We start from the raw sequence: 15,368 nt of genomic DNA on the forward strand, positions 1-15,368 counted from the left end.
CGAGCGAGAGAGTGAGATCCGCGTGTACGCCATCGTGCGCAGCGGTGGTCGCCAGCACAAGGTTGCTGTCGGCGACATCGTTGAGGTTGACAAGATTTCCACCGGCAAGGTCGGCGACACGGTCGAGCTCTCGACCCTGCTCGTCGTCGACGGCGACGCTGTGACCAGCGACCCGTGGGTGCTGGCCGGCATCAAGGTCCAGGCCGAGATCGTGGACCACCACAAGGGCCAGAAGATCGACATTCTGCGCTACAAGAACAAGACCGGCTACCGCCGTCGTCAGGGCCACCGCCAGCAGTACACGGCGATCAAGGTCACTGAGATCCCCGCGGCTGCGAAGTAAGGGACTGAGGAGACATGGCACACAAGAAGGGCGCATCGTCCACCCGGAACGGTCGCGACTCGAATGCCCAGCGGCTCGGCGTGAAGCGCTTCGGCGGTCAGGCCGTCAACGCGGGTGAGATCCTGGTCCGTCAGCGCGGCACCCACTTCCACCCGGGCGCCGGCGTCGGCCGTGGCGGCGACGACACGCTGTTCGCCCTGCAGGCCGGTGCGGTGCAGTTCGGCACCCACCGTGGCCGCAAGGTCGTGAACATCGTCCCGGTCGCCTGACCGGACACTTTCGCGAGGCGGGCCTCACTTCCCCGAGGGGAAGCGGGTCCGCCTTTCGCGTGTTATCCAAGAGACATCCCCGCAGTAAGCAGTAACTGGAGGCACATCCCATGACCACCTTCGTGGACCGCGTCGAGCTGCACGTCGCCGCGGGTAACGGAGGCCACGGCTGTGCCTCCGTCCACCGTGAGAAGTTCAAGCCGCTCGGCGGCCCGGACGGCGGCAACGGCGGCCGGGGCGGCGACGTCATCCTCACCGTGGACCAGTCCGTGACCACGCTCCTCGACTACCACCACTCGCCGCACCGCAAGGCCACCAACGGCAAGCCCGGCGAGGGCGGCAACCGCTCCGGCAAGGACGGCCAGGACCTGGTCCTGCCCGTGCCCGACGGCACCGTGGTCCTCGACAAGGAGGGCAACGTCCTCGCCGACCTGGTCGGCCACGGCACCTCCTACGTCGCCGCGCAGGGCGGCCGGGGCGGCCTCGGCAACGCGGCGCTGGCCTCCGCGCGGCGCAAGGCGCCCGGCTTCGCGCTGCTCGGCGAGCCCGGCGACCTCCAGGACATCCACCTGGAGCTGAAGACCGTCGCCGACGTGGCGCTGGTCGGCTACCCGAGCGCCGGCAAGTCCTCGCTGATCTCCGTACTGAGCGCGGCCAAGCCGAAGATCGCCGACTACCCCTTCACGACGCTCGTCCCGAACCTGGGCGTGGTGACGGCCGGCGAGACCGTCTACACCATCGCGGACGTCCCCGGCCTCATCCCCGGCGCCAGCCAGGGCAAGGGCCTCGGCCTGGAGTTCCTGCGGCACGTGGAGCGGTGCAGCGTGCTGGTGCACGTCCTGGACACGGCGACGCTGGAGTCCGAGCGCGACCCGCTCTCCGACCTGGACGTCATCGAGGCCGAGCTGCGCGAGTACGGCGGCCTGGACAACCGGCCCCGGATCGTCGTCCTCAACAAGATCGACGTACCCGACGGCAAGGACCTCGCCGAGATGGTCCGCCCGGACCTGGAGGAGCGCGGCTACCGCGTCTTCGAGGCGTCCGCGGTGGCCCACATGGGCCTGCGTGAGCTGTCCTTCGCGCTGGCCGAGCTGGTGGCCGGGGCGCGTGCCGCCCGGCCCAAGGAGGAGGCCACGCGGATCGTCATCCGGCCCAAGGCCGTGGACGACGCCGGCTTCACCGTCACCCGCGAGGAGGACGGCCTGTTCCGGGTGCGCGGCGAGAAGCCCGAACGCTGGGTGCGCCAGACCGACTTCAACAACGACGAGGCCGTCGGCTACCTCTCCGACCGGCTCAACCGCCTCGGTGTCGAGGACCGGCTGATGAAGGCCGGCGCCCGCAACGGCGACGGTGTGGCGATCGGCCCCGAGGACAACGCGGTCGTCTTCGACTGGGAGCCGTCGGTGACGGCCGGCGCCGAGATGCTCGGCCGCCGCGGCGAGGACCACCGCTTCGAGGCGCCCCGTCCGGCCGCCCAGCGCCGCCGCGACCGGGATGCCGAACGGGACGACGCGGAGCGGGAGTTCGACGGATTCGAGCCGTTCTGAGCGTCCCGCTGCCCTGAACTACGGCCGGGTCGGCGTCCTCGTACGCTGACCCGGCCGCCGCGGGCAGGTCACGACCGTTGCCGCGGGGCCGGCGCCTTCAGGCCGAACTCGGCGCTGCTCAGGCGCCGTCGCATGGCGACCGCGATCGGACGCTCGACGAAGCGCTGGACGAAGTACGAGAGCACGATGAGGCCGCCGGCGGTCATCCCCACCAGGGCCCAGGGGTCCACGCGGCCGCTGAAGTGGTGCACCACCGTCACCCCGAGGACGTCGTGCAGCAGGTACAGCGGGAAGGTCAGCGTGCCGGCGACGGTCAGCCAGCGTCCGCGGATCCAGGTGGTCCAGCCGAGCGCGATCGCGGCGATCAGCAGGAAGAACACCGTGGTCGAGAGGATCAGCCAGCCACGCCACGGCGACCAGGTCTCCCAGTTGTTGCGCCCGCCGTGCGGGGCCAGCAGGAAGTGCAGCGCCAGCAGCCAGGACATGGCCACGATGCCCCACAGCAGCGGTGTCGGCCGGTAGCGGTACATCAGGTAGAAGGCCATGCCCGCGATGAAGAACGGCGCGGACGTCGGATTGACCAGCAGCGTCAGCAGCGGGATCCCGGCGCTGGGCGCCAGCACCGCGGCGACCGTCCACAGCCCGCAGAAGATCACCACCCGCTGGTAGGTCAGCCCCTTCCACACCACCACCGCGAAGGTGAGGTAGAAGCAGAGCTCCGGCCAGAGCGTCCAGTAGACCGAGTCGAGGTTGTCGACGCCGAGCGGGGTCTGCAGCATCGTGAAGTTCGCGAAGAGCACCCGGGGGTTGGGATGCCCGAACGGCGTGTCGAAGAGGTAGATCACGCCGGCCGACACCACGATCGCCACCCAGTACATCGGGTACAGCCGGGTGACCCGCGAGATGAAGAAGTCGCGGGGGGTGCGGCCCCACGCGCTCATGCAGATCACGAAGCCGCTGATGAGGAAGAACAGGTCGACACCGAGCCGGCCGAAGGCGAAGTAACGGTGCGCGTCCGGGAACAGGGTGTCCACCGGGCGGCCCCACACGAATTCCATCGCCCCCGGCGTCTGGCCGACGAAGTGGAAGAGGACCACCGCGAGCGCCGCCAGGAAGCGCAGCCCGTCCAGGGCGGCGAGCCGGTTCTTGCGGACCACCGGTCCGGCGTCCGCCACCGGCACCTCCGCGGCCGGCTGCGGCGACGGCGCTTGCGGGACGACCGCGGACACCCCCAGCTCCACGGTGGGGCTGTCCGCCGGTGGGTGCTGGTCCGTCTGGCGCATTCATCTGCCTTTCCGGTGGCATGCCGAGGTGCGTGAGGTCCCCGGCGCGATCGCGCTTCCATGACCGACCGGCCCAGGGAATGGTTGTAGAACTTTCCAGCACGTACGGCGGGCGCGGGCCGTTCGGCGGCCCGCGCCGTCACCGTCGGCGGGGTCCGGGACTCACCGTTCCAGGAAGGTGAACAGCTCTTCCCACTGGTCCGTGATGGCCGAGGGCGAGTAACGCTGCACGTTCTCACGCGCCTTCTCGCCCATGGTGTCCCGCAGCTCGTCGTCCTCCATGAGCCGCCCCAGCTGACGCGCGAGCTCCATGGTGTTGCCCGGCCGGGCGAGGAGACCGTCCTCCTCGTCCTGGACGATCTGGCGGACACCCGGAGCACAGTCGAAGGCCGCGCAGGGCACGGCACACGCCATGGCCTCCAGCAGCGCCAGCGGGAAGCCCTCGCCGCGGGAGGACTGGACGAACACCGAGGCACCGTGCAGCGCGCCCACCACGTCGTCCGTCTGGCCGGCCCACTCCACCGAGTCGTCCAGCCCCAGACGAGTGCACTGCTCCTTCAGCGCGCTCTCGTCGGGACCGGAACCGTAGATGCGCAGGCGCCACCCGGGGTGCTTGGGCGCCGTGTCGGCCCACGTGTCCAGGAGCATGTCGATGCCCTTCTGATGACCGAGGCGGCCGATGCTCGCGACGACCTTCTCGGTACGCGCGGACGGGACCTCCGGCATCATCGGCAGGGGGTTGGGCATGAACCCCACGTTGTTCAGGCCGCGGCCGACCCAGAGGTCCGCGTCCTCCTGGGTGAGCAGGAGAAGCCGGTCGATGTCCTTGTAGTAGCGCTGGACACGCTGGAAACGCGAGGAGCCCTTCGAGTACTCGTAGGACTCGTGGCTCATGCCGATGACCGGGTGACCGGCCGTGTCGGCGGCGGCCACCCACTCCATCGCCCAGACCTGGGTCACGACGATCATGGCGCCGGGACCGGCGGACCGGAAGAGCCGGGACAGCCGTTCCGCCGCCTCCCGCATGCCCGCTTCCCGGGCCGCCTCGCGGCGCCGAGCCGCGATGTTGGCCCGGTCGCGGAGGTTCTTGGCCTGCCACGGACCGGGCGGGCGCCGGTCGTAGAGCGTCACCGTGGTGAAGGGCGGGTCCTCCCCGAGGTCCATCGGCACCTCGGGCGGCGCGATGCCCACGATGGTCACGCGGTGTCCGCGCTCGGCGAGCAGCTGGGCCATCAGAGCCTGCCAGCGGGCGACGCCGCCGAGTTCGTTGACCTCGTTGGCCACGAAGATGATGTCGCGCTGTGTCATCGGGCTGCTCCCTCGGAGCCGAAGAAGCGGTCGACGATCTGCGCGGCCGCGTCGCCGCGGTCGTACTCGCCGTACTGCGTCATGAATTCCTTGACCGGGCCCTCGCATCCGGACGCGAGCGCGTCGAGGTCGGACAGCACCTCGAAGAGCTCCTCCGCCGTCTCGGCCACCGGGCCGGGGGCCTTCTCCGACAGGTCGAAGTAGGTGCCGCGGCTGTTCTGCGCGTACTCGTCCCAGTCGTAGGTGAAGAAGACCATCGGCCGCTGGAGCAGGGCGTAGTCGAACATCACGGAGGAGTAGTCGGTGACCATCGTGTCCGCGAGCAGCAGGACGGGGGTGATGTCCGGTTCCTCGCTGACGTTGACGACCCGGCCGGCCACCGACGGCGGCAGCGTGACGTTGTTCAGGTAGTGCGTGCGGATCAGCAGCGTGAAACGGTCGCCGAAGCGGTCCGCGAACTCCTCGACGTCGAAGGGGAACTCGAACTTGCGGACCTTGCCGTTCGCCTGCGCCCGGAAGGTCGGGGCGTACAGCACGACGGGGAGGTCCCGCCGGATGCCCAGCCGTTCGGCAAGCTCCTGCGCCGCCGGGTCGGTGGTCGCCGAGTCGCGGGCACGCACCAGGGCGTCGTTGCGCGGGTACCCCGTGCGCAGCAGCCGTTCCTCGGGTATCCGGTACGCCCGGGCCAGCGTCTTCTCGTCGTGCTCACCACGGACCACGAAGTGGTCGAAGCGGTCGATGGCCCGCTGGTAGGCCCGCTGCTCGTGCTCGGGCATGATCCGGTAGTTCGGCTCGTCGAAGCCCATGCGCTTGAGGGCGGAGCCGTGCCAGGTCTGGATGTAGGTGGTCTCCGCACGCTTGGGCAGCTTCAGCGGGAAGCCCTGGTTGTCGATCCAGAACTCGGCCTGCGCCAGTGCCCTCAGGTACGGCCAGGACCAGCGGCGCACCAGCTCGACCTCCTCGGGGAAGCCGGTGGGACGGTTGCCCGCGTATGACCAGATCGCCTTGATCGGCACACCACGCCGGCGCAGCTCCTCGTAGATGGCGCGCGGGCTGTCGCTGTACTGCTTGCCGAGGTGGCTCTCGAAGACCACGGTGCCCTTGCGCACGGGCAGGATCCGGATCATGCGCTCGAAGGTCTCGATCTTGCGCGGACCGGAGTTCAGGTCCTTGCGCACCTTGGCGACCTTGCGCACCATCTTCTTCGCCATGCGCGCCGGAGGGCTCTGGATGTTGCGCTGGACCAGCGACGAGGTGCGCTGTGCCAGCCGGCTGTGCTGGGTCAGCCGGAAGGCGAGGTGCCCGTTGGCCGAGGCGTGCGGGAGGATCCGGTCGGCCATCATCCGGCCCAGTCTCGGCCGGATCCGGATCGCGCCGGCGCCCTCCAGGTCCGTGCGCCCGACGGTGAGCCGGCTCGTGGTGCGCTCGCCGTCGACCACGAGGTGCAGGCGGACGTCCCACACGTCGTCGACGAGGCCCACGGGGCGCAGCCTGGTCGCCAGCGCGACCGTGGTCTGCCAGGTCAGGGAGTCGCCCTCGTGCCGGATCTCCGACACCGGGAAGCGGAACGACTGCAGGCTCTTGCGGCGGGCGCGGAACTCCAGTTCGCCCTCGAGGACCGCCTCGGGAGCGATCACTCCCAGCGGGTTGACCAGGGCGCCGGCGAGGACGACCCCCGTGGAGTTCTCCGCGTACCGGGTCACCGCGTTGCGCAGGTTGAGACGCTGCACCGGCTTGGCGTGGTAGCCGAGGTCGGTCACGTCGAGGATGGTGCGGCCCATCGGGTCGTCGAGGTGCTCGGCGCACCAGTAGACCCGGCCGTCGCGCTCCAGCAGCGGGCTGGAGACCTTGCTCTTGTTGATGAGCGTGTCGATGGCGGGCATGAGGTGTTCCCAGTCCTCACGCAGCAGCAGGTAGGCGCAGAGCCGGTGGATCGGGGACAGCTCGGCGTACGCCTCGTCGGGGAAGTCCTGGATGTAGCTGCGGGCCATCTCCGCGAAGTGGTGCCGGTACTCGTCGTCCAGGAAGGGCAGGTCCCGGAGGTAGAGGACCAGGTCGTGCTTGAGGAACTTGGTGTCCTTGTGGAGCTTGAGCTCGTCGTGGCCCTCTTCGGCGAGGATGCGGTCGATCCTGCGGTGGATCTCCAGCCGGTCGGCGAAGTTGTTGATCTCGTGTCGCCGGTTGCTGATCGACTTCTCTTCGGTCTTCTCGACGACGTTCCAGTGGTAGACCGTGTTGGGGATGAGCGTGATCCGGGACGCGGCCAGGTACGCCTGCGCGGAGAAGAGCAGGTCCTCGTAGTGGATGCCGCGCGGGAAGGTCAGTCCGCTCTCGACGAGGAACTCGCGCCGGTAGCACTTGTTGGTCGACAGGGTGTCGAAGACCAGCAGGTCCGGTATCTCGGCGACCGAATCGAAGGTACGGGTCTGCCGGTAGAGCCACTGGTACCACTTGGCCGTCTTGCCCGACCGGCTGTCGGTGTGCACGCGCAGGCAGAGGCCGGAGACGAGATCGGCGCCCGTGCGCTCGGCGGCCTCCAGCATGTTGCGACAGGCGTTGACCTCCAGGGTGTCGTCACTGTCGAGGAACATGACGTAACGACCGCGGGCGATGGCTATGCCCTGGTTGCGTGGCTCGCCGCAGCCTCCGCTGTTCTCCGCCAGCTGGATGGCGCGCACCCGGTCGGAGCCGGCCGCCAGCCGCTGCGCGACCTCGAACGAGCCGTCGGTGGAGTGGTCGTCGGCGACGATGACCTCGACGTTGTGAAGGGTCTGGTCGATAACCGACTGCACCGCCGTCGGAAGACGGTCGGCGTCGTTGTAGACGATGACGACGACGCTTACGTCTGGTGTTCTGTCGTCTTGCTGGGACACAGCGGCAGCTACCTCTGACTCAAAGAACGGATATCGGGTCGGACGCTGCGACGTCCGGGCCGGGCGGTGGAGCAGGCACCCGCTCGTCCAGCGGCACGATCGGCGGCAGTTCCGCGAGCGGTTCACCCAAGAAGACGTGTCGAACCACCCGTTCGGATGCACGACCGTCATCGAAATCACAGAAACGCCGCCGGAACCGGGCCCGGGCCTCGGCGGCCCGGTCGCCGCGCCACTCGCCGGAGCAGAGCAGCTCGCTCAGCTCCTCCTGCGTGGTGGCGACGGCTCCCGGCGCCTCCCGCAGCACGTCGAAGTACGTTCCACGGACGACGGAGTAGGTGTCCCAGTCGTCGGCGAAGATCACGATGGGGCGGTTCAGGTTGGCGTAGTCGAACATCGCCGACGAGTAGTCCGTGATCAGGGCGTCGGCGGCGAGGTACAGCCGCTCCACCGACGGATGACCGGACACGTCGACGATGCGTCCGCTGGACCGCAGCTCGGCGAGACGTGCGGAGCCGCCGTAGAAGTAGTGACCGCGCACCAGCACGGTGACGTCGGGCCCCAGCCGTTCGGCGAGCTGCTCCAGGTCGAGCCGGGGCACGAAGCCGCTCTGGTACTCGCGGTGCGTCGGCGTGTAGAGGAAGGCGGTGGTGCCCTCACTCAGGCCGAGCTCCTCCCGGGCCTCACGCACGTCCTCGGCCGTCGCCCGGAGAAGGATGTCGTTGCGCGGGTAGCCGGTCTCCAGCGAGGTGTAGGAACAGGGGTACACCCGCTCCCACACGCTCGACGAGAAGCGGTTGGAGCTGAGGCTGAAGTCCCAGCGGTCGCAGCGCTGCAGAAGCTTGCGGAAGCTCATGTTGGTGGAGGCCGGATACTTCTGCTGGTCCAGGCCCATCGTCTTCAGCGGGGTGCCGTGATGGGTCTGTACATGGACCTGGCCCTCCCGCTTCACCACGCTGTCCCCGAAATTCACGTTGTTGACGAGGTACTTGGCGCGGGCCACGGCCGCCCAGTACTCCCGCGACCCCACGCGGACGCATTCCACGCCCTCGGGGACCTGCTTCACGGCTTCCGGCCGGACCGCCCATACCCGGCGCACATGGGGAGCCAGGCGGCCCAGCTCGGCGTCGATGGCAGCGGGGTTGCAGGACACGCTGCGCCCCCAGTAGGCGGAGAACACGGCCAGGTTCTCGTCCAGCGGCAGCCTCAGCTGCGACCGGTAGAAGACGCCCATCGCGCTGCGCTTGGAACGGTTGAGCACGCGACGCGTCTTGCTCTGCACCCGCTGACGGGTCCGCACGGCGGCCAGTGCGCTCACCATGGCGGGGTACGCGTCGCGCTGCAGCATCGTGTACTTGTGGCGGCGACGGCCGGCCGGCAGCTCGAAGTCCAGCGGCAGATACGCCCGGTAGTCGGCGGCGGCGCGGTGGAAGAACTCGGCACGGGCGTCCCGCGGCAACCGGCCCGGACGCTCCAGCACGGTCAGGTAGTGATCGACCATCTTGCGGAACAGCGGAGCGTGCCACTGGGCGAGTTCGTCGCGCCGGCCGACGAAATCGAAGACACGGCGGTACTGGTCGAAGACGTCGAAGTGCTTGCGGCTGACCGTCTTGAGGATGTTGCCGCCCTCGCGACGCTGGCGGTAGAGCACGCAGACACGGCCCAGCACGGCGATCCGCTCGGCACTGATCATCGAGCAGAACGTCCAGGGCGCGTCCTCGTAGTACCCGGGCGGGAAGGTCAGCCCGATCCGGGTGATGAAGTCGCGGCGGTAGGCCTTGTTCCAGACGATCTGCAGCAGGTCGAGCAGTTCCGGACGCTCGGCGAGGGAGAAGACGTCGGGGCCCTCGGCGTCGAGGACGTCGGCTCGCAGATTCGGGCGGACGCGGCCGTCCCAGTAGGTGCGGGCGTAGTCGTAGACGAGCACCTCGGGGTTTCCGGTGGCCTCGAGACGTTCGGCTATCGCCGTCAGGGCACCGTCGGACAGCGTGTCGTCACTGTCGAGGAAGAGCACGTACTCGCCCTGCGCCCGTTCCAGCCCCGCGTTCCGCGCGCGACCCAGGCCGACATTCTCCGTGAGATGAATCACATGGACGCGGGGGTCCCGCTTCGCATACTCGTCAAGAATGGCCCCCGACCCGTCCGGCGAACAGTCGTCGACCGCGACGATCTCGTAATCCGTGTATTCCTGACCGAGTACGGAATCAAGACATTCGGGCAGGTATCCCTGCACCTTGAACACGGGAATGACGAGAGAGAGCTTGGGCATTCTTACAACCTGTTCCGAGTCGCGGAGGGGCGCGGGCTGGGACCGGAACGCGCTCCGAGCGTCGGTGGGCCCGGGCGCGCCGCCGCATCAGCGTAAAGGATTCACGTGAAGTTTCCGTGGGCGCGGTGGCCCGGCTGGGGGAGACCGGGCACCGGGCGGAGCAAGGCGTGGCGGAATGCCCGGTGGGCACGGTGCGGGGAGGGCGAGACCTTGCTCACCTTCGGTCCACCCGCACCTTTCTTCGTTTCTGCCCCGATGTGCCCGACTCGATTTTCCGCAGCCCACCGACGAGTGTGCAGCCCAGTGACAAAGATCTGGGAGGCATGAGAAATGAGCTGGCTGGTCACGGGCGGAGCCGGGTACATCGGCGCGCATGTGGTGCGCGCCCTGGTCGACGGCGGTGAACGTGTCGTCGTGTACGACGACCTGTCCACCGGCAGCGCCGACCGGGTGCCCGACGGGGTCCCGCTGGTGGTCGGCAGCGTGCTCGACGGAGCCCTGCTGGAAGGCGCGATTCGTGACCATGCTGTGACAGGCGTGGTGCACATCGCGGCCAAGAAGCAGGTCGGCGAATCGGTCGAGCGGCCACTGCACTACTACCGGGAGAACGTCACGGGTCTGGCGACCCTCCTGGAGGCCATGACGTCCACCGGTGTCGGCCGCCTCGTCTTCTCCTCCTCCGCCGCCGTCTACGGCATGCCCGATGTGGACCTCGTCACGGAGGACACCCCGTGCCTGCCGATGAGCCCCTATGGCGAGACGAAGCTGGTCGGCGAGTGGCTGATCAACGCCGCCGCCCGGGCCCACGGCATCCGCGCCGCCTCACTGCGCTACTTCAACGTCGCGGGCGCGGCTACCCCCGAGCTGTCCGACTCCGGTGTCTTCAACCTCGTCCCCATGGTCTTCGAGCGCCTGGAGGCGGGCGACGTCCCGCGTGTCTTCGGCGACGACTACGCCACCCCCGACGGCACCTGCGTACGGGACTACATCCACGTCGAGGACATCGCCTCCGCCCACCTCGCGGCCGCGCGGCGCCTGGCGGACGCCCCGGACGGTACGGCGCTCACCCTCAACATCGGCCGCGGTGAGGGCAGCTCGGTGCGGGAGCTGGTTGACCGCATCCTCAAGGTCACCGACAGGCAGGACCTCGCCCCGCAGGTGACCGGACGCCGCCCCGGTGACCCGGCCCGCGTCGTCGCCTCCGCCGACCGCGCCCACGAGGAACTGGGCTGGACGGCCCGCCACGACCTGGACGCCATGATCGAGTCCGCCTGGCAGGGCTGGCGCCACCGGCACGGCTGACATCCGGCCGCGCGGCGGTGGCGCTCAGGCGCGGCCCCGCGGCTCCGTCTGCCCGGCGTGCGGGGTGCCGGCCGACGCCGTGGGCCGCTGGGCGGGCCCGCGCCGCGGCCCGGGCAGCGGCAGCTCCGTGGCGAGCCGCTCGGCCATGCGCGCCCGGTGCTCCCCGGCCGCCGTGCACAGCGACCGGACGGCCGCCGCGAAGCGCTCCTGGGGCGGCGGCCCGGCCGGGCCCAGCAGCCGCAGGGCCAACGCGGCGCGTTCCCCGGCCAGTTCGTCCAGCTCCGGATGGCGGACCGCGTCCAGCAGGTCCGGCACCCCGGCCGCGTCCGGCGTCAGCACGGTCGCCGCCACCACCGTCGGGAACGACTTGCGGAACCCGTCCTCGGCCAGCCCGCTGGTGTTGGCCACCGCGTACGGCTTGCCGCTCGCCAGGAAGTCGCTGATCACGCTGGAGACATCACTGATCAGCAGGTCCGCCCGGTTGAAGCAGGAGTAGAGCGGCGGCCGGGCCTCCGTGACCACCTGGTGCTCCCACCCGGGCAGCGACGCCCAGTACGCCTCCTCCCAGGCGGCCGTCGCCCGCGCCACCGCCTCCGCCCGCCCGGACGCCGGCTCCGGACCGCGCAGCATCCGCTCCGCCTGGTCGGCGGCCGACCGGAAACCGGGCGCGGTGAGCCGGTCCAGCTCGGCCGTCCGCTTGGCCAGCTCGGCGGAGGCCGACGGCGCCGGGCGGGGCCCGCCCCGCTCCCGGTTCGCCGCCCGCACCAGCTCCCGGACGCGCAGATCGGCCGCCCGGGCCCGCGGATCCACCGACCCCGTCAGCGGATGCGGCTTGTACAGCAGCCGTACCGCCGGGTCCGCGAGCAGCGCCCGGACCAGGTGCTCGCCCGCCTCGACCACCGACGTGTTGCCCGGATTGCCGTCCCAGCCCTCCCAGGTCGGCGCGTACAGCACGGTCGTGAAGGCTCCCGGCGCGGGCGGCCCCGCGTGCGGCCGTACGGCGCCGAGCTGCGGGCGGCCGATCTCCACCACGTCCTTGTCCTCGACGCCGACCTCGGCCAGCGCGTACCGCTCGCGCGCCGCGGGACCGGCCACCCACACCTCGTCGTACGCCTTCGCGTACGGGTTGCAGGAGGACAGCTTGTCGCTCTCCCCGTGGTTGACGAAGGCGTGCTTGATGGTGGGGATGCGCAGCACCTGCGAGGTCTTCCCGGAGTTCGAGGGGTGCAGGAGGACCCGGAGGGTGGAGTGCTCCAGGCGCATCAGCGTGGACACCTTCGGCAGGCACACCACCGGGATGTCGGTCGCCGCGATCCGCTGCACCATGAACCGCTCCCGCAGCACGATCACCGGCCGCCCCTCCAGCCGCGCCAGCGGCTCCAGCCACATGTTCGCCTGGTACGCCGAGGACGCCCCGCCCGAGAAGTACAGGCCGACCGTCGGCCGGTACTCCGCCAGCCACGCCTCGAACCAGTCGAGCACCTCCTGCTCACCGGCGGGCCGGCGCCCCGGCAGCAGCCGCGTCAGCAGCGCGCACAGACCGGCCACCGCCAGCGTGAGGGAGAGCCCGAGGCCCGCCGCGCCCCACACCGGCGCGTCGGTGGCCGCCGTGGCCAGCAGCCCGCCCGACGCCGGCAGCCCGAAGACCGCCAGCCGGTGCCCGGGGCGGCGCAGCAGCAGCGGGGGCGCCGGGGTCAGCCGCAGCGCCGAGGCGTCGATGTTCCGGGTCACCACGGGCAGCGTCCGGGTGCGGCGGACCAGGACGGAGACCGCCTGGAGCGCCCAGTGCAGCCCGTAGAAGACGAGCAGCGCGGCGACCAGCGGGGCGTACACCCCCTCCCGGTCCTGCTCGCCGAGCCGCAGCAGCCCCACCACGAGCAGCAGGTCCCGCAGTACGTGCCGGACCGTGACGTCGGCGTGCGACTTGGCGAACAGCGACACCATGCCCCGCTGCCACCGGTACAGCACCCCCTCGGCGGCCAGCGAACCGGCGGTCGCGGCGAGCAGCAGCGGTACATGCGGCAGCAGCGCGCCCACCGCCTGGGCGGCGAAGGCGGCCGCCAGGACGCCCAGGACGAGCAGCTTCACCACGGTCCGGCGGCCCGGCAGGCGCGGGCGGCGGCGGAGGCGGGAGGGGCGGGGGAGGCGGGGGCGGGGCAGAGAGAGGGGCACTGCGGTCGCTCCAGGCTTGTCGCGCATCGGACATCCGGGTTAACGCCGGGCGGCCTCCCGACGACACGCGCGTGTTGACGCCAACCCCCGCGCGGAGGTGCCCCGCCGCCCTGTCCGCAGCCTGGACCGCGGCGCGGGGCGGGTGCCCCTTCGCGTAGATTGCCTGGCGAGCGCGGGGTTCGCGCGCGTCGAACGGGAGAGGCGGACGGCAACCGTGGCAGGGGCAAGGCAGGCCGTGGGCGAGGCCCGCAGGATCGTCGTCAAGGTCGGCTCCTCCTCGCTGACCACCGCGTCGGGCGGCCTGGACGCCGACCGGGTCGACGCGCTCGTCGACGTTCTGGCCAAGGTGCGCAGCGGGGGAGAGCGGGAGATCGTCCTCGTCTCCTCCGGTGCCATCGCCGCGGGGCTCGCCCCGCTGGGCCTGCGCCGCCGTCCCCGGGACCTGGCCCGCCAGCAGGCCGCCGCCAGCGTCGGCCAGGGCCTGCTGGTCGCCCGCTACACCGCCTCCTTCGCCCGCTACGGCGTCCGCGTCGGCCAGGTGCTGCTGACCAGCGACGACATGAGCCGCCGCGCGCACCACCGCAACGCCTCCCGCACCCTCGACAAGCTGCTGGCGATGGGCGCCTTCCCGATCGTCAACGAGAACGACACCGTCGCCACCGACGAGATCCGCTTCGGCGACAACGACCGGCTCGCCGCCCTCGTCGCCCACCTGGTCCGGGCCGACCTGCTGGTCCTGCTCTCCGACGTGGACGGCGTCTACGACGGCGACCCGAGCAGGCCCGGCACCTCGCGGATCGCCGAGGTGCACGCCCCCGCCGACCTCGCGGAGATCGAGATCGGCAGCGCCGGCAAGGCGGGGGTCGGCACCGGCGGCATGGTCACCAAGGTCGAGGCGGCCCGGATCGCCGCCGCGGCCGGCATCCCGGTGGTGCTGACCAGCGCGGTCCACGCCGCCGACGCCCTGGCCGGCGGCGACACCGGCACCTACTTCCACGCCACCGGCAGGCGCTTCGCCGACCGGCTGCTCTGGCTCCAGCACGCCTCCACCCCGCGCGGGGCGCTCATCCTCGACGAAGGGGCGGTGCGCGCGGTCGTCGAGGGCCGCAAGTCGCTGCTCCCGGCCGGGATCGCCGGCGCCGAGGGCGAGTTCGCCGCGGGCGACCCCGTCGAGCTGCGGGACGGCGCCGGACGGGCGGTGGCGCGGGGCCTGGTCAACTTCGACGCCAAGGAGATCCCGCGGCTGATCGGCCGCTCCACCCGGGAGCTGGCCCGCGAGCTGGGACCCGCGTACGAACGTGAGGTCGTACACAGGGACGATCTGGTGATCCTGCACCCGTAATAGGTCGAAACGTCCCCGAATCGGCGGTGGACGTTCCGCAAAACCGCCCCGCGATCGCGCGCGGCCTGCTCAACTTTCCTCAGGGACGAACCCGGCCGACCGCCGGGCCAGCCGTGTGTGTGAAGGAGGCCGTCGTGAGCGGAGCGCGCCCTGGGCCTGCGGCGTCCCGCGGTGGTACCGCCTCCCGCGGCGGCACGGGCGCCCGTCCCGGCGGCGCCCGCAACGGCGCCCGCGCACCCGGCGAGGAACGCGCCCTGACCAGCGTCGCGGCCGGCGACCGGTTCCGGGGCGAGGACCCCGGGCACACCCCGCGCCTGTGGCACGTCACCCTCAGCGTCTCCGGCGCCCGCGCGCCCCTCACCGAGGTGCGGCGCGCCCTCGAACAGCTCGCGCACGACCATCCCTTCCTGCTGACCAGCAGGTACGCCGACGACCACGCGGAGATCCGGTACTGGGAGGAGGCCCGCGACCTGCACGACGCCGCCGCCGTCGCCCTGCGCCTGTGGGGCGAGCACCGGCAGACCGCGGGACTGCCGCCGTGGGAGATCGTCGGCCTGGAGGTCATCGACCGGGCCACCTACCACCAGCGCATCGCGGCGGGGTACGGCCCGGCCCCGGCGACGCCGGTCGGGGTGCACCCCTTCTAGCGAGTTCCGTTTTGGT

General features: G+C 71.0%; 11 protein-coding genes. 6 read left to right on the forward strand and 5 right to left on the reverse strand.

Annotated features, from left to right (window positions below):
- Positions 1-22 precede the first annotated feature (22 nt).
- The 3 genes from rplU (at position 23) to obgE (ending at position 2,159) form a co-directional block, all read left to right on the forward strand.
- A complete protein-coding gene (gene rplU, locus ACFC1X_RS05270; RefSeq protein WP_003976204.1) occupies positions 23-343 on the forward strand; it encodes a 50S ribosomal protein L21 in 321 nt (106 codons plus the stop codon).
- A gap of 14 nt (positions 344-357) precedes the next feature.
- Positions 358-612 carry a 50S ribosomal protein L27 gene (gene rpmA / locus ACFC1X_RS05275; protein WP_003976205.1) on the forward strand — a complete coding sequence of 85 codons (255 nt, stop codon included), beginning with the start codon at positions 358-360 and terminating at the stop codon, positions 610-612.
- Between the two features lie 110 nt (positions 613-722).
- Positions 723-2,159: a GTPase ObgE gene (gene obgE / locus ACFC1X_RS05280; protein ID WP_376348933.1), complete on the forward strand. Its 1,437-nt coding sequence runs from the start codon at positions 723-725 to the stop codon at positions 2,157-2,159.
- A gap of 68 nt (positions 2,160-2,227) precedes the next feature.
- On the opposite strand, the gene ACFC1X_RS05285 is transcribed toward obgE, so the two are convergent.
- The 4 genes from ACFC1X_RS05285 to ACFC1X_RS05300 form a co-directional block, all read right to left on the reverse strand.
- Positions 2,228-3,442 (reverse strand): acyltransferase family protein, encoded by a 1,215-nt coding sequence (locus ACFC1X_RS05285; protein WP_376348935.1) that lies wholly within the window; start codon positions 3,440-3,442, stop codon positions 2,228-2,230.
- Between the two features lie 162 nt (positions 3,443-3,604).
- Positions 3,605-4,750 (reverse strand): glycosyltransferase family 4 protein, encoded by a 1,146-nt coding sequence (locus ACFC1X_RS05290; RefSeq protein ID WP_376348936.1) that lies wholly within the window; start codon positions 4,748-4,750, stop codon positions 3,605-3,607.
- Positions 4,747-7,623: a CDP-glycerol glycerophosphotransferase family protein gene (locus ACFC1X_RS05295; protein ID WP_376348938.1), complete on the reverse strand. Its 2,877-nt coding sequence runs from the start codon at positions 7,621-7,623 to the stop codon at positions 4,747-4,749. Before ACFC1X_RS05295 ends, ACFC1X_RS05290 begins: the two co-directional genes overlap by 4 nt.
- A gap of 19 nt (positions 7,624-7,642) precedes the next feature.
- The gene (locus tag ACFC1X_RS05300; protein ID WP_376348939.1) at positions 7,643-9,889 is read right to left on the reverse strand and encodes a CDP-glycerol glycerophosphotransferase family protein; all 2,247 of its coding nucleotides are present in this window, start codon (positions 9,887-9,889) and stop codon (positions 7,643-7,645) included.
- 330 nt (positions 9,890-10,219) lie between these two features.
- Between ACFC1X_RS05300 and galE the strand changes: the two genes are divergently transcribed.
- A complete protein-coding gene (gene galE, locus ACFC1X_RS05305; RefSeq protein WP_376348941.1) occupies positions 10,220-11,191 on the forward strand; it encodes a UDP-glucose 4-epimerase GalE in 972 nt (323 codons plus the stop codon).
- A gap of 24 nt (positions 11,192-11,215) precedes the next feature.
- Here the strand turns inward: galE and ACFC1X_RS05310 are convergent, their stop codons facing one another.
- Positions 11,216-13,390 (reverse strand): hypothetical protein, encoded by a 2,175-nt coding sequence (locus ACFC1X_RS05310; protein ID WP_376348943.1) that lies wholly within the window; start codon positions 13,388-13,390, stop codon positions 11,216-11,218.
- 187 nt (positions 13,391-13,577) lie between these two features.
- Here ACFC1X_RS05310 and proB point away from each other — a divergent pair, with 187 nt between their 5' ends.
- The gene (proB, locus tag ACFC1X_RS05315; RefSeq protein WP_376348944.1) at positions 13,578-14,705 is read left to right on the forward strand and encodes a glutamate 5-kinase; all 1,128 of its coding nucleotides are present in this window, start codon (positions 13,578-13,580) and stop codon (positions 14,703-14,705) included.
- 113 nt (positions 14,706-14,818) lie between these two features.
- Positions 14,819-15,352 carry a hypothetical protein gene (locus ACFC1X_RS05320; protein ID WP_376348946.1) on the forward strand — a complete coding sequence of 178 codons (534 nt, stop codon included), beginning with the start codon at positions 14,819-14,821 and terminating at the stop codon, positions 15,350-15,352.
- The last annotated feature ends 16 nt before the right edge of the window (positions 15,353-15,368 follow it).

This window comes from Streptomyces sp. NPDC056128, assembly GCF_042263835.1.
In the GTDB taxonomy this organism is placed as follows: domain Bacteria; phylum Actinomycetota; class Actinomycetes; order Streptomycetales; family Streptomycetaceae; genus Streptomyces.